Source organism: Alloactinosynnema sp. L-07, assembly GCF_900070365.1.
In the GTDB taxonomy this organism is placed as follows: domain Bacteria; phylum Actinomycetota; class Actinomycetes; order Mycobacteriales; family Pseudonocardiaceae; genus Actinokineospora.
On sequence record NZ_LN850107.1, the window covers coordinates 5,664,392 to 5,681,008 of the forward strand.

17 protein-coding genes are annotated in these 16,617 nt (G+C 69.8%); 9 read left to right on the forward strand and 8 right to left on the reverse strand.

Annotated elements, in window-relative coordinates; translation table 11 throughout:
- The first annotated feature begins 251 nt into the window (after positions 1 to 251).
- From clpB to BN1701_RS25715, 7 genes are all read left to right on the forward strand, one after another.
- Positions 252 to 2,840: an ATP-dependent chaperone ClpB gene (gene clpB, locus BN1701_RS25685; RefSeq protein ID WP_054053000.1), complete on the forward strand. Its 2,589-nt coding sequence runs from the start codon at positions 252 to 254 to the stop codon at positions 2,838 to 2,840.
- 170 nt (positions 2,841 to 3,010) lie between these two features.
- Complete coding sequence (locus tag BN1701_RS25690; RefSeq protein WP_054053002.1) at positions 3,011 to 3,700, forward strand: hypothetical protein; 690 nt, start codon at positions 3,011 to 3,013, stop codon at positions 3,698 to 3,700.
- 51 nt (positions 3,701 to 3,751) lie between these two features.
- Positions 3,752 to 4,531 (forward strand): SDR family oxidoreductase, encoded by a 780-nt coding sequence (locus tag BN1701_RS25695; protein ID WP_054053003.1) that lies wholly within the window; start codon positions 3,752 to 3,754, stop codon positions 4,529 to 4,531.
- Positions 4,532 to 4,540: 9 nt separating this feature from the next.
- On the forward strand, positions 4,541 to 5,359 hold the full coding sequence (locus BN1701_RS25700; protein ID WP_054053005.1) for a phospholipid scramblase-related protein: 819 nt from the start codon (positions 4,541 to 4,543) through the stop codon (positions 5,357 to 5,359).
- A 23-nt stretch (positions 5,360 to 5,382) separates the two neighbouring features.
- Positions 5,383 to 5,955: an orotate phosphoribosyltransferase gene (gene pyrE / locus BN1701_RS25705; RefSeq protein WP_054053008.1), complete on the forward strand. Its 573-nt coding sequence runs from the start codon at positions 5,383 to 5,385 to the stop codon at positions 5,953 to 5,955.
- Positions 5,956 to 6,006: 51 nt separating this feature from the next.
- Entirely contained in the window at positions 6,007 to 6,372 is a 366-nt protein-coding gene (locus BN1701_RS25710; RefSeq protein WP_054053010.1) for a DUF2784 domain-containing protein, read from the forward strand.
- On the forward strand, positions 6,369 to 7,010 hold the full coding sequence (locus tag BN1701_RS25715; protein WP_231949705.1) for an RNA methyltransferase: 642 nt from the start codon (positions 6,369 to 6,371) through the stop codon (positions 7,008 to 7,010). Before BN1701_RS25710 ends, BN1701_RS25715 begins: the two co-directional genes overlap by 4 nt.
- A gap of 1 nt (position 7,011) precedes the next feature.
- Here the strand turns inward: BN1701_RS25715 and BN1701_RS25720 are convergent, their stop codons facing one another.
- The 6 genes from BN1701_RS25720 to BN1701_RS25745 all read right to left on the reverse strand — a co-directional run bounded on the left by BN1701_RS25720 (position 7,012) and on the right by BN1701_RS25745 (position 12,704).
- Complete coding sequence (locus BN1701_RS25720; protein ID WP_054053014.1) at positions 7,012 to 7,437, reverse strand: heat shock protein transcriptional repressor HspR; 426 nt, start codon at positions 7,435 to 7,437, stop codon at positions 7,012 to 7,014.
- A complete protein-coding gene (dnaJ, locus tag BN1701_RS25725) occupies positions 7,434 to 8,615 on the reverse strand; it encodes a molecular chaperone DnaJ (RefSeq protein ID WP_054053016.1) in 1,182 nt (393 codons plus the stop codon). The genes BN1701_RS25720 and dnaJ overlap by 4 nt, the downstream gene beginning before the upstream one ends.
- Before the next feature lie 20 nt (positions 8,616 to 8,635).
- Positions 8,636 to 9,298: a nucleotide exchange factor GrpE gene (gene grpE, locus BN1701_RS25730; protein WP_054053018.1), complete on the reverse strand. Its 663-nt coding sequence runs from the start codon at positions 9,296 to 9,298 to the stop codon at positions 8,636 to 8,638.
- Positions 9,299 to 9,368: 70 nt separating this feature from the next.
- Positions 9,369 to 11,216 carry a molecular chaperone DnaK gene (dnaK, locus tag BN1701_RS25735; RefSeq protein WP_054053020.1) on the reverse strand — a complete coding sequence of 616 codons (1,848 nt, stop codon included), beginning with the start codon at positions 11,214 to 11,216 and terminating at the stop codon, positions 9,369 to 9,371.
- 190 nt (positions 11,217 to 11,406) lie between these two features.
- A complete protein-coding gene (locus BN1701_RS25740) occupies positions 11,407 to 12,180 on the reverse strand; it encodes a DUF4097 family beta strand repeat-containing protein (protein ID WP_067520884.1) in 774 nt (257 codons plus the stop codon).
- A 110-nt stretch (positions 12,181 to 12,290) separates the two neighbouring features.
- Positions 12,291 to 12,704, reverse strand: coding sequence for a hypothetical protein (locus BN1701_RS25745; protein WP_054053024.1), 414 nt, complete (start codon positions 12,702 to 12,704; stop codon positions 12,291 to 12,293).
- Positions 12,705 to 12,806: 102 nt separating this feature from the next.
- On the opposite strand from BN1701_RS25745, the gene BN1701_RS25750 reads away from it, so the two are divergent.
- Positions 12,807 to 14,135, forward strand: a complete 1,329-nt coding sequence (locus tag BN1701_RS25750; RefSeq protein WP_054053026.1) for a fibronectin type III domain-containing protein — start codon at positions 12,807 to 12,809, stop codon at positions 14,133 to 14,135.
- A 4-nt stretch (positions 14,136 to 14,139) separates the two neighbouring features.
- Here BN1701_RS25750 and BN1701_RS25755 read toward each other — a convergent pair whose 3' ends face one another.
- Positions 14,140 to 15,366: a serine/threonine-protein kinase gene (locus BN1701_RS25755; RefSeq protein WP_172803321.1), complete on the reverse strand. Its 1,227-nt coding sequence runs from the start codon at positions 15,364 to 15,366 to the stop codon at positions 14,140 to 14,142.
- A 93-nt stretch (positions 15,367 to 15,459) separates the two neighbouring features.
- Here BN1701_RS25755 and BN1701_RS25760 point away from each other — a divergent pair, with 93 nt between their 5' ends.
- Complete coding sequence (locus tag BN1701_RS25760; RefSeq protein WP_054053031.1) at positions 15,460 to 16,260, forward strand: hypothetical protein; 801 nt, start codon at positions 15,460 to 15,462, stop codon at positions 16,258 to 16,260.
- A gap of 1 nt (position 16,261) precedes the next feature.
- Here BN1701_RS25760 and BN1701_RS37915 read toward each other — a convergent pair whose 3' ends face one another.
- Complete coding sequence (locus tag BN1701_RS37915; protein WP_255364656.1) at positions 16,262 to 16,390, reverse strand: hypothetical protein; 129 nt, start codon at positions 16,388 to 16,390, stop codon at positions 16,262 to 16,264.
- Positions 16,391 to 16,617 lie beyond the last annotated feature (227 nt).

Here is a 16,617-nt window from a genome sequence, read left to right on the forward strand (position 1 = left end):
AGCGCCTGTGGATGGACTCCTGGGCTTTGTGGATAACTGGCACCCTGGTGTGGACAGACCGGGAATCGCCGCGTTGCGCTGGGTGGGTGACCCGGTGATCGTGGTTGGGCGAGGGGTTTTCGCGCGCGGGAACCCGCTGTTCATCCAGCACGCCAAGACGTCGAGTGGCCCACACCCCTAGAGTTGAGTGGAACTGACTCAACTTTTCGCGCGTTGGACCCGTGACATGGACGTACCGACCGAGGTGGCAGATGGACGCGTTCAACCCGACGACCAAGACTCAGGCGGCGATCTCGGCCGCGGCGCAAGCCGCGTCGGCCGCGGGGAATCCCGACATCCGCCCGGTGCACCTGCTCGGCGCGCTGCTGGCGCAGGCCGACGGGCTGACCGCACCCCTGCTCACCGCCGTGGGCGCCGATCCGAACACCGTGCGCAAGGAGTTGGAGCCGCTGGTGCGCGCGCTGCCGTCGGCGGTCGGGGCGACGGTCTCGTCCCCGCAGCTGTCCCAGGCGGCGCTGCGGGCGATCACGCACGCGCAGAAGCTCGCCACCGAGATGGGCGACGAGTACGTCTCCACCGAGCACCTGCTGGTCGGCCTCGCCGCCGAGGGCGGTGACGTCGCCGACGTGCTCAAGCGCCACGGCGCGACGCCGGACGCGCTGCGCGAGGCGTTCGCCAGGGTGCGCGGGTCCGCGCGGGTGTCCAGCCCCGACCCGGAAGGCACCTACCAGGCCCTGGAGAAGTACGGCGTCGACCTGACCGACCGGGCCCGCAAAGGCGAACTCGACCCGGTGATCGGCCGCGACACCGAGATCCGCCGGGTCGTGCAGGTGCTGTCGCGCCGCACGAAGAACAACCCGGTCCTCATCGGCGAGCCCGGCGTCGGCAAGACCGCGATCGTGGAGGGCCTGGCCCAGCGGATCATCGCCGGTGACGTGCCCGAGTCGCTGCGCGGCAAGCGGGTCGTCGGGCTCGACCTCGGCGCGATGGTGGCCGGGGCGAAGTTCCGCGGCGAGTTCGAGGAGCGGCTCAAGGCCGTCCTCAAGGAGATCACCGACTCCGCGGGCCAGGTCATCACCTTCATCGATGAACTGCACACCATCGTCGGCGCTGGCGCGACCGGCGAAGGCGCGATGGACGCGGGCAACATGATCAAGCCCATGCTGGCCCGCGGCGAGCTGCGGATGGTCGGCGCGACCACGCTCGACGAGTACCGCCAGCACATCGAGAAGGACCCGGCGCTGGAGCGGCGGTTCCAGCAGGTGCTGGTCGGCGAGCCGTCGGTCGAGGACACCATCGGCATCCTGCGCGGACTCAAGGAGCGCTACGAGGTCCACCACGGCGTCCGGATCACCGACACCGCGCTGGTCGCCGCCGCCACCCTGTCCGACCGCTACATCACCGCCCGGTTCCTGCCGGACAAGGCCATCGACCTCGTCGACGAGGCCGCGTCCCGGCTGCGCATGGAGATCGACTCGCGGCCGGTGGAGATCGACGTGGTCGAGCGCGCGGTGCGCAGGCTGGAGATCGAGGAGATGGCACTGTCCAAAGAGGACGACGCCGCCTCCCGTGATCGGCTGGCAACGCTGCGCGCGGAACTGGCCGAGAAGCGAGAGACGCTGTCCGGGCTCACCGCCCGCTGGCAGAACGAGAAGGGCTCCCTCGACCGCGTCCGCGAGCTGAAGGAGAAGCTGGAGGCGCTGCGCGGCGAGTCCGAACGCGCCGAGCGCGACGGCGACCTGGGCCGCGCCGCCGAACTGCGCTACGGCCGGATTCCCGCGCTGGAGAAGGAACTCGACGCGGCGATCGAAGTCACCGCCAACAGCGGCGAGCAGGTCATGCTCAAGGAGGAGGTCGGCCCCGACGACGTCGCCGAGGTCGTCTCCGCGTGGACCGGCATCCCCGCGGGCCGCATGCTCGAAGGCGAGACCCAGAAGCTGCTGCGCATGGAGGACGCGATCACCGCCCGCGTCGTCGGCCAGGCCGAGGCCGTGCGCGCGGTGTCCGACGCGGTCCGCCGCGCCCGCGCGGGCGTGGCCGACCCGGACCGGCCCACCGGCTCCTTCCTGTTCCTCGGCCCGACCGGCGTCGGCAAGACCGAACTGGCCAAGGCGCTGGCGGAGTTCCTGTTCGACGACGAGCGGGCGATGGTCCGCATCGACATGAGCGAATACGCCGAGAAGCACTCGGTGGCCCGCCTGGTCGGTGCCCCGCCCGGCTACGTCGGCTACGACCAGGGCGGCCAGCTCACCGAGTCGGTCCGCCGCCGCCCGTACAGCGTCGTGCTGCTCGACGAGGTGGAGAAGGCCCACCCGGACGTGTTCGACGTGCTGCTGCAGGTGTTGGACGACGGTCGGCTCACCGACGGCCAGGGCCGCACGGTCGACTTCCGCAACACGATCCTGGTGCTCACGTCGAACCTGGGCTCCCAGGTCATCGCCGACGCCAACCTCGACGAACGGCAGCGCAAGGACGCGGTCATGGGCGTCGTCCAGCGGCACTTCAAGCCGGAGTTCCTCAACCGGCTCGATGACGTCGTCGTCTTCCACTCGTTGGCCACCGAGGAGCTGACCTCGATCGTCGACATCCAGGTCACCCGACTCGGCCGCAGGCTGGCGCAGCGCAGGCTCAGCCTGGAGGTCACCATGTCGGCCCGCGACTGGCTCGCGATCAACGGGTTCGACCCGGTCTACGGCGCCCGCCCACTGCGGCGGCTGGTGTCGAGCGCGATCGGCGACCAGCTGGCCAAGTCCCTGCTCGCGGGCGACATCCGCGACGGCGACACCGTCCTGGTCGACGTCACCGACGACAACACCGCGCTCGTAGTTTCCAGGGCCTGACGAAAGGTGGAGAGAGGCCGCCTCCAACCGCGGCCCCTCTCCACCTTCTATCGTGCCGCAGTGGCGACCCCGCTGCCGGAGGGGTCCACGCGGCGCGCTGAACAAGGAAAGAACGCGAGCCACGCCCCCGTGATCTTGAACACCGCGCCGCGACGACTACGCTGCTCGACGTGGGCATACCCGCGTGGATCTGGTTCGTCATCGCCGCGGTCGCGTTCGTCGCGGGCGGCCTCTTCTTGCTGCGCGACCGCGCCGTGCTGACCTCGCGCAACCGCGAGCGGCGGCGCTGGGCCGCGCTGCGCGGCTGGCAGTTCGCCGAGACCGATCAAGACCTGCCGCGCACCTGGTCGGGCGGCGCCATCGCCTACTACGGCGACAGCGTGGCCCGCGACGTCGTCACCGGGTCGACCTTCACCGCCGACGGCAGGCGCCGGGTGTACGTGTTCGACCTGGAGGCGGGCGGCCGGGTCAACACGGTGATCGCCGCGGTGCAGTGTCGCCGGGTGCATCCGGTCGTGGTCGAGCTGTGGGTGCCGAGCACGCCGTTCCAGCGCGAGCACATGCCCGAGCTGCTCGGCCCGGTCGGCCAGCGCTACGCCTTCGTCTCCGACATCTCCGGCGCCCGCGCCATGATCACCCCGGACCTGGTCGACGCCACCGAGGAGATCGGCCAGGACATCGCCGTCGCGTGGATCGAACAGGGCTGGGTGCTGGCCGCCGCCGCGCCCAACTCCAGCCCGTCGCGGCTGGAGCGGCTGCTGCGCGGCATCGGCGAGATCGCCGACGTGGTCGACCCGTTCGACGGCGAGGTGGAACCGGTCGTCCTGGACCCGGAGTCGATCAAGCGGATCGAAGGCTGATCGGCTCACAGACCACTGCCGTCGGTGATTACCACCCAGTAGCGTGACCGCATGCCTACTGCGCTCATCACCGGTGCCACCGCGGGTATCGGCGCGGCTTTCGCCCGCAAGCTCGCCGCCGACGGGTACGACCTGGTCCTGGTCGCCCGGACCACCGAGCGGCTCAAGGAGACAGCGGGCGCGCTGACCGCCGCGCACGGGGTCCAGGTGCAGACCATGACCGCCGACCTGGGCACGACGCGGGCGCGCAAGCGGGTCGAGGACCGGCTGGCCGATGAGTCCAGGCCCATCGATCTCCTGGTGAACAACGCCGGTTTCGGCACCAGCACCCCGTTCGGGATCGCCGACGTCGACGCGCTGCAGTCGCAGCTCGACGTGAACGTGACGACGGTGATGCGGCTGACCAGGGCCGCCATCCCCGGCATGGTGGCGCGCGGACACGGCGGGGTCATCAACGTCTCCAGCGTCGCCGGGTACTTCCCGTCGACCGGCCCGGCGTACTCGGCGACCAAGGCGTACGTGACCGCGCTGTCGGAGGGGCTCTCGACCACCCTGGCGGGCACCGGCGTGCGGGTGGTCGCGCTGTGTCCGGGATTCACCCACACGGAGTTCCACGCACGGGTGGGCGAGGACGTCTCGCGTATCCCCGAGTTCCTCTGGCTCGACGCCGACCGGGTGGTCGCCGACTGCCTCGACGACCTACGGCACGGCCGGTCCCGGTCGATCCCCGGCGCCCAGTACAAGGCGCTCGTCGGGTTCGCGAAGTTCGCCCCGCGCGGGCTGCTGCGCGTTCTGCAGAAGCGGGCGGCCGCGGGCCGCAACCGAGGTTAGGCTCGGGCTATGACGAACCCGCAGCCGGGCTGGTACCCCGACAATCCAGGCTCCGCGACGCTGCGCTGGTGGGACGGTGCGCAGTGGACCGCCCACACCCAGCAGGCGCAGCAGGCCCCGCGCAGCGACGCGAGCCCGTGGGAGCTGTCGCTGGAGGGTCAGCACGACCCGAGCAAGATCAAGGAACAGCAGCGCAAGGCTGGGGTGGGGCAGGTCGGCCAGGGCGGCGGCACGCTGTTCACCGAGCCTGTGCTCGTCGTGAACCAAAAGGTCAAGCTGATCGAGATGGCCGCCGAGTACTCGGTGTCCGACCAGCACGGCCGCCAGATCGGGTTCGTCGCCCAGGTCGGGCAGAGCACCCTGAAGAAGGTCGTGCGCTTCCTCGGCGAGATCGACCAGTTCATGACCCACCGCTACGAGGTGCGCGACATCAACCACCAGCCGGTGCTGGCGCTGACCAGGCCGCGCAAGGTGTTCAAGTCCCGGATGATCGTCGAGCGGCCCAACGGCCAGCCCGTCGGCGAGATCGCCCAGGACAACGTCTTCGGCAAGATCAGGTTCTCGTTCCTGGTCAACGGCCAGCAGATCGGCGCGATCCAGGCGGAGAACTGGCGGGCGTGGAACTTCGCCATCGTCGACCACACCGGCACCGAGGTCGCGCGGATCACCAAGACGTTCGAGGGCTTCGCCAAGACGCTGTTCACCACCGCGGACAACTACGTCCTGCAGATCCACCGCCCGCTGCCTGACCCGCTGATCAGCATGGTCGTGGCGTCGGCGCTGACCGTCGACACCGCGCTCAAGCAGGACAGTCGCGGGTTCAACTGACCGGCGTGAGAGGCTACGGACCCGTGCGAACCGCTCCGACTGTCGACCTGGCCGCCAAGGGTGAACTGGCCCGCCTGGTCTCCGAACTCGCTGTTGTCCACGGCCGCGTGACGCTGGCGTCCGGCAAGGAGGCCGACTACTACGTCGACCTGCGCCGGGCCACCCTGCACCACGCCGCCGCCCCGCTCATCGGCAGGCTGCTGCGCCAGGCCACCGCCGACTGGGACTACGTCGCCGCGGGCGGCCTGACCCTCGGCGCCGACCCGGTAGCGCTGGCGATGATGCACGCCGCGGCCAACGCGGGCGAGGTGCTCGACGCCTTCGTCGTGCGCAAGGCGCTCAAGGAACACGGCATGCAGCGCCGCATCGAGGGCATCGAGGTCGCGGGCCAGCGGGTCCTGGCCGTCGAGGACACCTCCACGACCGGCGGCAGCGTCCTGACCGCGGTGGACGCCCTCGACGAGGCGGGCGCGGTCGTCGTCGGCGTCGTCACCGTGGTCGACCGCGGAACCGGCGCCCGCGAAGCGATCGAGGCCCGTGGGCTGCCCTACCGGTATCTGCTTGATCTTGCCGATCTTGGGCTGTCTGACCAGTGATTTTCGCCTGTCCCAGGTACCGTGGAAGGTATCTGGGGCAGGAGGGTGCGCATGGCCGGTGTGCTCGCCGGGGCGACGATGGTGGTCCACTTCATCGCGTTGCTCTACATCGGTCTAGGCGGGTTCCTGGCCTGGAGGTGGCCGAGGTCGATCTTCTTGCACGTGTTCTTCGCGGCCTGGGGCGTGCTCGTCAACGTGTTCCCCGTGCCGTGCCCGTTGACCGCCTTGGAGAACCATTTCCGCAGGCAGCAAGGCTTGGGCGACCTCCCGGGCGGCTTCAACGAGCACTACATCATCGGCGTGCTCTTCCCCGCCGACTACATTCACGTCGTGGCAATCGGAGCACTGATAGTGCTGATCGTTTCGTATGTGGGCGCGTACCTGAGGTGGCGCACGCCCACGGTCGCCGCCAGGTGACCGGCCCCACCGAATGGGTCTTCGGCGACCCCGTCGGCGTCGGCCCGTGGGAGGGCCCGTTGCCCACCGACGAGCGCTACGACCCCGAGCTGCTGGCTGAGGGCGACCGCCGCAACGTCGTCGACCACTACCGCTACTGGCGCCGCGACGCCGTCGTGGCGGACCTGGACTCCCGACGCCACGACTTCCACGTCGCGATCGAGAACTTCCAGCACGACCACAACATCGGCACTGTGGTCCGCACCGCCAACGCCTTCACCGCGCGGGCGGTCCATATCGTCGGGCGGCGGCGGTGGAACCGCCGGGGAGCGATGGTGACCGACCGGTACCAGCACGTCGATCATCACGCGTCGGTCGACTCGCTGCTGGAGTTCGCGCGAGCCGAGGGACTGGCCGTGGTCGGCGTGGACAACACCGCGGGGTCGACGCCGATCGAGACGACGTCGTTGCCGCGGCGATGTGTGCTGATCTTCGGTCAAGAAGGGCCCGGGCTGACCGCCGAGGCGCGGGCAGGCGCGGACCTGCTGGTGTCGATCGCGCAGTTCGGGTCGACCCGGTCGATCAACGCCGGGGTCGCGGCCGGGATCGTGATGCACGCGTGGGTTCGCGAGCACGCCGACCTCAAGACCGCCTGGTAGGTCAGCGGCGCGGCTGCGGCCGCCACACCACCAGCGCGGTCTGCTGCCGAACCGGCACCAGGTCATTGCGGTACGACCGGTGGATCGCGGCGGCGGCCTGCTCCGCGGCGGCGTATGCGGCGGCGATCTCCTCGGTGAGCTGGGCGATCCGGTCGCGCAGCGCGTCGACCTCGTTCTCCAGTTCGATGATCCGCTTGATCCCCGCGAGGTTCACACCGTCCTCTTGCGACAGACGCTGCACCTCGCGAAGCAGGGCGATGTCCCGCATCGAGTACCGCCGCCCCCCACCGGACGTGCGTCCGGGGGAAACCAGCCCCTGCCGGTCGTAGCCGCGCAACGTCTGGGCGTGCAGCCCGGACAGCTGCGCGGCCACCGAGATCACGAATACCGGGGTGTCCTCATCGGCACCGGGCGGAAACGGGTTCACGACTCCCTCGCCTTCTGCACCATCGCCGTCAGGTCCGGCCGCGGGTCATGGTCGCCGCTGGCCGCCACATAGGCCTCCAGCGCCGACTTCGCCGCGTCGTCCAACGCGGGCGGCACCGTCACCGCGAGGGTCACCAGGAGATCCCCGGTCTGCCCGTCGCGCTTGGCGACGCCCTTGCCCCGCACCCGAAGCACGCGGCCGGACGCGGTCCCGGGCGCCACCCGCAGCGACACCGGAGCGTCCAGGGTCGGCACCGTCAGCGTCGTCCCGAGCGCGAGCTCCGGATACGTCACCGGCACCTTCAACGTCAGATCGATCCCGCTGCGCCCGAACACCGAGTGCGGCGTGACGTGCACGCGGACATAGAGGTCGCCCGCCGCGGCTCCGTGCCTGCCGGGTTCCCCTTGCCCCGCGAGGCGAATGCGCTGCTCGTCCTCGACCCCGGCCGGGATCCGGACCGTCAGCGTGCGGATCTTCGTGCTCACGCCCTCGCCGCCACAGTCGACACACGGGTCGTCGATCAGGCGACCGGTGCCGCGGCAGTCGCGGCACGGCTCGCTGAAGGCGAAGGCACCTTGGCTGCGGCTGACCAGGCCAGCGCCGCCACAGGTCTCGCAGGCTTTGGGGATGCTGCCCGGGCGGGCGCCCGAGCCGTGACAGGTGTCGCATGTGGACGGACTGGACAGCCGCAGCGGCACCGTGGCGCCCTTGACGGCCTCCAGGAAGTCGATGCGGACCTCGGTCTCGACGTCGGCCCCGCGCTTGGGGCGGGAGCCCGCGGCCGTGGCGCCCGCTCGGCCGCGGCCGAACAGGTTGCCCAGCAGGTCGCTGAAACCGCCGCCGCCCGCGCCGAAGCCCGGCTGGCCGCTCTGGCCGCCGAAGACGTCGCCGAAGTCGAAGTTGCCGCCAGAGCCGAAGCCGCCGGGGCGGAACCCCGACGAGCCGAACAGCGAGCGGGCCTCGTCGTACTGTTTGCGCTTCTCCGGGTCACCGAGCACGCCGTAGGCCTCGGACACCGCCTTGAAGCGGGCCTCGGCGTCGGTGTTGCCCGGGTTGGCGTCCGGGTGGAGTTCGCGCGCGAGCTTGCGGTATGCCTTTTTGACTTCCGCGTCGCCCGCGTCGGAGGAGACGCCCAACTCGCGATAGAAGTCCTTGTCGATCCAGTCCCTAGCACTCATCGGACGTCCCCTCCTCCCGTTCAGTTCTCTTCGAGCTCGGCTTCGATGACACCGTCGACAACGGCCACCGCTGGGGCGGACACCGTCTCCGCGTCGGTGACGGCGACGAGCGCCGCCCGCACCACGCGGTCGCCGAAGCGGTAGCCGCGGCGCAGGACGCCGGTGACGGTGGGCCCGTCGACCTCGGTGGAGGTGTTGTGCTGCACGGCCTCGTGCACCGACGGGTCGAACGGCTCGCCCTCGTGGCCGAACGGTTCCAGGCCCGACTTCTGCAGCGTGGCCGCGAGCTTCTCGGCCACGGCCTTGAACGCGCCGGTCAGGTCGCCGTGGGCGGCGGCCCGCTCGATGTCGTCGAGGACGGACAGCATCTCGGTGACGATGTGCGCCTTGGCGGCGGTGGCCACGACCTCACGGTCGCGGTCGACGCGCTTGCGGTAGTTGGCGTACTCGGCCTGCAGGCGTTGCAGGTCGGCGGTGCGCTCGTCGAGCTGGGCCTTGAACTCGGCGGCCGGGTCGACCTCGGGCGCGGGCTCCGGCTCGGCCGGGGCGTCGGCGCCCGCCGGGGCGGGCACCTCCGCGTCCACCGAACCGGTGCGGACCTGCCCGGTGTCCGGGTCGATCCGCCGCCGATCACGCACGACCACCCGCGGCTCTTCGCCCTCGGAGTTGTGCTGATCGGTCACTTTCGCACCTCGCTACCGCTCGGAGCCGTTCGAACGGTCACTGTGTCGATTGGTGAACTCGCAAGCTCGTTCACTTCTTTTCCTTCTCGTCGTCCACGATCTCGGCGTCGACGACATCGTCGGCGGCGTCGGCGGGCTTCGCGTCGGATGCCTGCCCATCGGCCGCTTCGGCGCCGGGGTTGGCGTAGAGGGCCGAGCCCATGGCCTGCGACTCGGTGGCCAGCTTCTCCATCGCGGCCTTGATGGCGGCGATGTCGGTGCCCGCGAGCGCGGTGTTGGCCTCCATCACCGCGGCGTTGACCTTCTCCTTGGCCTCGGCCGAGATCTTGTCGTCGTTGTCCTTGACGAACTTCTCGGTCTGGTAGACCAGCGTCTCGGCCTGGTTGCGGACCTCGGCCTCGTCGCGGCGCTTCTTGTCCTCCTCGGCGTGCGCCTCGGCGTCCTTGACCATGCGGTCGATGTCCTCCTTGGGCAGCGCGGAGCCGCCCGTGATGGTCATCGACTGCTCCTTGCCGGTGCCCAGGTCCTTCGCGCCGACGTGCACGATGCCGTTGGCGTCGATGTCGAAGGTGACCTCGATCTGCGGCACGCCACGCGGGGCGGGCGGCAGGCCGGTCAGGTCGAAGGTGCCGAGCTTCTTGTTGTCGGAGGCGAAGTCGCGCTCACCCTGGAACACCTGGATGCCCACGGTGGTCTGGTTGTCGTCGGCGGTGGAGAAGATCTCCGAGCGCTTGGTCGGGATGGTGGTGTTGCGCTCGATGAGCTTGGTGAACACCCCGCCCTTGGTCTCGATGCCCAGCGACAGCGGGGTCACGTCGAGCAGCAGGACGTCCTTGACCTCGCCCTTGAGCACACCGGCCTGCAGCGCGGCGCCGACGGCGACGACCTCGTCGGGGTTGACGCCCTTGTTGGCCTCACGGCCGCCGGTCAGCTCCTTGACCAACTCCGCGACGGCGGGCATCCGGGTGGAGCCGCCGACGAGCACCACGTGGTCGATGTCGCCGACCGGGACGCCCGCGTCCTTGACGACGTTGTTGAACGGCGCGCGGGTGCGGTCGAGCAGGTCTGCGGTGATGCGCTGGAACTCGGCCCTGGTCAGGGTCTCGTCCAGGAACATCGGGTTCTTGTCGGCGTCGACGGTGATGTACGGGAGGTTGATGTTGGCGCTGTTCGAGCTGGACAGCTCGATCTTCGCCTTCTCCGCGGCCTCGCGGATGCGCTGCAGCGCCATCTTGTCCTTGGTCAGGTCGATGCCGTTGCTCGCCTTGAACTTCTCGACCAGCCAGTCGACGATGCGCTGGTCCCAGTCGTCGCCGCCGAGGTGGTTGTCGCCGGAGGTCGCGCGGACCTCGACGACGCCGTCGCCGATCTCCAGCAGGGAGACGTCGAACGTGCCGCCGCCGAGGTCGAAGACCAGGATGGTCTGCTCCTTGGCGCCCTTGTCCAGGCCGTAGGCCAGGGCGGCCGCAGTGGGCTCGTTGACGATGCGCAGGACGTTGAGGCCCGCGATCTGCCCGGCCTCCTTGGTGGCCTGCCGCTGGGCGTCCTCGAAGTACGCCGGGACGGTGATGACCGCGTCGGTGATCGTCTCACCGAGGTAGGCCTCGGCGTCGCGCTTGAGCTTCATCAGCACGCGGGCGCTGATCTCCTGCGCGGTGTAGGCCTTGCCGTCGATCTCGGCGGTGTGCCAGTCCTCGCCCATGTGGCGCTTGATCGACCGGACCGTGCGGTCGACGTTGGTGACGGCCTGGTTCTTGGCGGGCTGGCCGACCAGAACCTCACCGTTCTTGGCGAACGCCACGATGGACGGGGTGGTCCGAGAACCCTCCGAGTTGGCGATGACCGTCGGTTCACCGCCCTCAAGGACGGCGACGACAGAGTTGGTCGTCCCCAGGTCGATGCCGACCGCACGCGCCATTGTCTTTCCTCCTGCTTGTAGCCTGCTTATGCGAAGTTGAGCCTAGCTGACTCAGTCTCCAGACTTGAGTCGCCCTCGCTCAACCTTCCTGAACCCCCAACGAGCGGCCCGACCGCGGTGTTCCCGGCGTGACCGCCCCCACACGCGGCGACGGCGGCAGCCCCCTCGACTGCCGCCGCCACGCACCCGGTCAGCTGAACCTGATCGCCACGTCACCGCTGTCGGCCTTGACGTCGACGGAGTTGGCCGCCGACTCCTCGCTCGTGATCGCGCAGTCGAGGGCGCCGCTGTCGACGTCGGTGGTGACCTTGTAGCTCCCCCTTGGCACCGCGACGGTCACCCCGCCGCTGTTGGACACGGCCCGCACGTTGCCGACCTTGTCCAGCCGCACCTCGATGTTCCCCGACGACGCCCCGATGTCGGCCGACCCGCCGATCCCCACCGCCTTGACGTCCCCCGAGTCGGCCTCGACGGCGATGTTGTCGCCGATGTCGACCAGCTCGACCCGCCCCGAGTTCGCCTCGACGTTGACCGTCCCGGAGACCTTGCGAACCGTCACGTCCCCCGAGCTGGCCTGCAGGCTGACCGACTTGGCGCCCTCGATCGTCACGTCCCCCGAGTCGACCTTGCCGGACACCGTCACCCCCTCGGGAACCACGACGTCGTAGTCGACCCAGCAGTTGCGCACCGAGCAGCCCTCAAGGATCAGCACGTCGCCGTCCACCCGGGAGGTGGCCCCTGGCCGGTCCCCGTTGTGGTGCACCTCGCGGTGCACGGTGGTCGACCCGCCCGCCCGGATCTTCACCGACCCGGAGTCGCTGGCAACCAGCACCGACTTGATCGTCTGGTCGATCTTCGTGTCGTCCGCGAACTGCCTGGAGACCATCCCGCAGGCCCCCAACCACAGCACCGCGCCCGCGACCCCCACCGCGGACACCCCCAGCACCCACGTCCGACGCGCCATCCCGCACCCCTCACCCTGGAACCTTGACTGAGGAAGACGCTATTGATGTGCGCGGGCGCGTGGCATCAGGAATGCCCCCGAATCGACCCGGGGGTTGTCCCTACCCCCACTCAGCCGGAACCGACTTCGAGCAGCGTCGGATCCGCGACCCTGGCGACGTCGCGCAAGGTGACCACGAGCAGCCGGGCGGCCGCTCGGGTCTGGTCGCGGGGGAAGTGGACAGCGAAGACCCGCTCGCCGATGGTCACCGGCTCCCAGCCCAGCCGCTTGAGCGCGGCCTCGTCGTCGGGCGCCCAGGCGTACCGACCGCCGAAGGAGGTGGAGCCGACACACTCGGTGTAGAGGAAGTCGTCCATCCGCAGTGCCTGGACGAACGGGGCCGACACGCGATTGCGGCGGAAGAAGCCCGATCTGGTGGCTGCGACAGCGGGCGCGGACACGGTGATGAACTGGTTGTCTTCGAGCTTGGACAGCCAGGGGACCAGCGACCACTCGGTGGCGGACCAGGATGAGGTGTCGAGCATGTCTCTCATTCTTGCGCGAGTCAGGAGCTTCCCTGATTCGTGGTCATGGGATGTCCCTACCTCACTAGACTGCTTGGGAGAACGACCTGGAGGAGCAACCCGTTGTCACGCACCAGGATTCGCAGGCTGACCGTGGCCACGGTGCCCGCGATCGTCGCGGGGTTCTGGCTCGGCACGGTGATCGCGCACAGCCTCGTGCGGCTACCCGACCACCGGGTCGACCACATCACCAAGCTGCTCACCACACCCGGACACGACTACCTCGTCGACTACAACGACGGCACCATCACGGCGACCGACCGGATCTCCGCGAAGTCGCTCGGCGTGCCGTGGCGCACGGTCGGCGGGTTGGCCGACGCGGTGGTCGATGACGCGGGCACGGTCTGGGCCATCGACAAGTCCGGGTCGCTGATCGAGCTCACCTGGGCGGGCGGCGCGCTCACCGAGTCGACGAGGCGACCGGTCACCGGCATCGGAGCGGAATCGGTGCTGATGGGGCACCAGCGCGGGGCGACGTTGATCAGCCCGGAGGCAGGCGCGGCGATCCGGGTCGGCGCGGGCACCGACCAGACCGTCACGGTGACCGGGCTGCGCACGCCCGTGCGCACAGCCGACCGCGGCGGCGCCGAGTCCGTGCCGGTGGCGGTGGAGCCCGCGGGCATGGTGATCTTCATCCGAGGCACGCAGGTCTCCGACGTCGACGTCGCCGCTGTGGGCTGCGACCGGCCAGGCAAACCCGCCGTGCTCGACGCCGTGACCTACGTCCCGTGCCTCGGCGCACGACGGGTCATCGCGCTCGGCGCGGACGGCCTCCAGGTCCGCCCCGACCTCACCGTCCCGGCAGGCGGCGACCCGATCCTGATCTCACGCGACGCCACCATCGTGGTCCGGGTGCCCGGTTCGAGTACGGACATCGTGATCGAGCCGGACGGCAGCACCCGACCAGTCGACACCCGGCCGGAAACGTCCGCGAGTGTCGCCCCGACGGGCACGACGACCACCTCGACCACCACCGGTCCGGCCGCGCCTGTCACGACGACCGGGCCGACGGCGACGACCCGCCCTGGTTCGGCAGGCCCGCAGCCAACCACCACGACCCAGGCAGTACCGCCGCCACCTCCAACCACGACGGGCACGGGGGCGGCGATCATCCCCACGAGCGTGAGCGCGACAGCGCGGGGCGACGGGTCCGTGCTGGTCAGCTGGACACCGGGCGCGGCCCGGCCGGACCGCTACTACGTCTGGTTCTGGGCCGCCAAGCCCCCGATGGCGGGCCGCCCCGGTGCGCGGCAGGTGCTCGACGTGTCGGGTTCGGCGAACTCGGCCGTGGTCACCTCGCTCGACCCCGGCAGCTCCGGCACGTTCTTCGTCGAGGCCGACGACGCGCCGGGGCGCTCACCGGAGTCCAACCAGATCACCACGGCCGGCTAGATGATCACGACCGGACGCAGTGCTCCGCGGACTGTCCGCGCCGATCGGTGACGACGGCCGAGACCTGAAAGCAGTACCTGGTCACCGCCGGGTCCAGTCCCGCGATGGTGACCTTGGAGGTGCCCGCCGGAGCCCTGGCCGCCAGGGTGACCACGTCACCGGCCCTGCGGGTTACCGCGAACACGGCGGTCCCGCCACTCGTGTCGCGCCAGTGGATGACGACACCGCTGCGCTGGTCGTCGACTCCCGTGATGACCGGCGCGATGGCTGGGTCGTCTCGCAGCGGCGGTGTCGGCGACGCGGCAGTCGACCCGGATGGTTTCGCCTGCCACCACGTCCACCCGAATCCGGCCGCCCCGCCCAGGACGAGCGCCACAGCGGCGGCCGCGACAACCGGCCGCCAGACGACTCGCGGCCGGGCGAGTGGACCACCCGCGAGCGCGTGCGCCAGGTCCGCCGCCGCGGCGAACCGATCCTCGCGCCGTCGAGCCAGGCACCGGGTGATGGCGTCGGCCAGGTCGGCGGGCACGTCAGCCCGGGTCATCGGCCGCGGCCTACCGGTCCGCACCCGCCGCAGGTACGCCAGTGGCGTGTCGTCGTCGGGGTCGTCCGCGCTGAACGGCGGATTGCCCTCCAATAGCGTGTAGAGCGTGGATCCGAGCGAGTAGACGTCGTCGGCCGCGGCGGGAAGTTCGCCGTCGAGCACCTGCGGCGACGCGTGCCGGTAGCTGAAGAGCTCCATCGAGGTCGAGTACCCGGCGTCCATCCGCCGGGATATCCCGAAGTCGGACAGGACATACGACGTGGCCGACCGCAAGATGTTCTGCGGCTTGACATCGCGGTGCACGACGCCTTGCTGGTGCGCGAACGCGAGTGCGTCGGCCACCGCGGCGCCGATCTCGGCCACGTCGGCGGGCGGCAGCGGCCCGGACTCGACAAGTCGGTCGTGCAGCGATCCGGCCTCGTGGTACTCCATGACCAGGCATGGCTGACCCGATGGCAGGGTCGCGGTGTCGAGAACGGTGACGATGTTGGGGTGCTCGCGACCCAAGGTCAGGGTGATGTCGAGTTCGCGCTGGAACCGGCGCGCGGCGGCGGCGTCATGGATGTCGATGACCTTCACCGCGACCACGCGGTCGAGTCCGCGGTGGCGTGCCCGAAAGACGACGCTGCCGCCTCCCTTGGCGATCGGGGTGACGTCGTCGTAGCCGTCGAGCGTGACTGTCTCCACCGCCCGGTCCCTCCCGTGGCCGAGCATATCAAGCCATTGCGCCCCAACGGACTTCCTTGATCAATCAGTAGAGTGACTCATGGGGTGGTACGGATGCTCAGGGTCGTCGTTCGGGGTGCGGGGGCGCCCACGGTGGTCCTCGGTTCGGGGGACACGCTGCTGATCGGCCGGTCACCAACCCCGGAAGGTGACGCGGACACCCAACTCCGCTACACGACTCTCGCCTTGCCTGACTGCGCGCCACATGTGTCCCGTCTTGTCGGGGAATTGGCCGTGACCAACGAGTTGGCAAGAATGCGATGGCGAGGCGAAGGCGGCGCCCAGCTGTCGAGCTTGTTCGACGCTCCTGGCGGCGCTCGCCGAGTGACGTTGTCGGCGGGAATGTCGGCGCTGATGGATGAAGGCGAGAGCCAGCTTCTGCTGCTGCGCGGCCGAGTCTGCGACACCGGATTCACCGACCTGCCGCTCATGATCGACGTGCGCCCGGTCGACCCGATCCGGATCACCCCGCAACCACCGGCGCCCGTCGAACAGGACCCGACCAGCCGCGCCCCCGGCCTGGCGAAAGGCGAACGCGAGTGGTTCGTCGCGCTGGCCCTGGCCGAACCCTGGCTCGCGGGCGACGACGACTATCCGCGCCCACCGTCGAACCGCGAGATCTACGAACGAATCCTCGGCTGGCACGGCTATGCCTGGAACCTCGAACGCTCCCAACGGGTTGACGAGGCGATCCGGTCGGTAGCCACGATCGCTTTCGGCGAGCCGGACGACCCGTTCCGCGCCCCCCGCGTCAAGCGGCTGCAGAACGTTCGGTTCGCGGTCGGCAAGCGGATCGCCGAGGTCGGACTGGTCACGGCGGCGGACCTCGATGAGGTCCACCGCCGCTCCGGATGACTCACCAGATCTGGAAGGCACGTCCCTCGAACGTAGTGTCGATGTGCCCGATTCCTGTGGCCAGCCCCCATGAATCGCCCGACCAGCCATAGGTCTTCTCCCGCCCGAACGGGCCGAATTCCGACTCCACTTGCGCAGAGTAGAGGTGGAGGTCCCCTCCGATGTATGGCTGCTCCAACTTCTGCGAAACGTACGACCTATAAGAGCCACTGGCTTGTGTGGGACCTGCGACGGTCCGAACATGGCTCTTTAGGCCGAAGTTCCAGCCGAACGGGGCGTAATCCAAGTTGACTGAAAACCCGCGGCCTGGCAGATGTGAAAATCCGAGACCCAAACATGCGCTGAGACACCCACGCA

Bases quoted from the DNA above. Each gene is read 5' to 3' on its own strand.
- clpB (WP_054053000.1), top strand. From the start codon at position 252: ATGGACGCGTTCAACCCGACGACCAAGACTCAGGCGGCGATCTCGGCC.
- BN1701_RS25695 (WP_054053003.1), top strand. From the start codon at position 3,752: ATGCCTACTGCGCTCATCACCGGTGCCACCGCGGGTATCGGCGCGGCT.
- BN1701_RS25700 (WP_054053005.1), top strand. From the start codon at position 4,541: ATGACGAACCCGCAGCCGGGCTGGTACCCCGACAATCCAGGCTCCGCG.
- BN1701_RS25710 (WP_054053010.1), top strand. From the start codon at position 6,007: ATGGCCGGTGTGCTCGCCGGGGCGACGATGGTGGTCCACTTCATCGCG.
- dnaJ (WP_054053016.1), bottom strand. From the start codon at position 8,615: ATGAGTGCTAGGGACTGGATCGACAAGGACTTCTATCGCGAGTTGGGC.
- dnaK (WP_054053020.1), bottom strand. From the start codon at position 11,216: ATGGCGCGTGCGGTCGGCATCGACCTGGGGACGACCAACTCTGTCGTC.
- BN1701_RS25740 (WP_067520884.1), bottom strand. From the start codon at position 12,180: ATGGCGCGTCGGACGTGGGTGCTGGGGGTGTCCGCGGTGGGGGTCGCG.
- BN1701_RS25745 (WP_054053024.1), bottom strand. From the start codon at position 12,704: ATGCTCGACACCTCATCCTGGTCCGCCACCGAGTGGTCGCTGGTCCCC.
- BN1701_RS25760 (WP_054053031.1), top strand. From the start codon at position 15,460: ATGCTCAGGGTCGTCGTTCGGGGTGCGGGGGCGCCCACGGTGGTCCTC.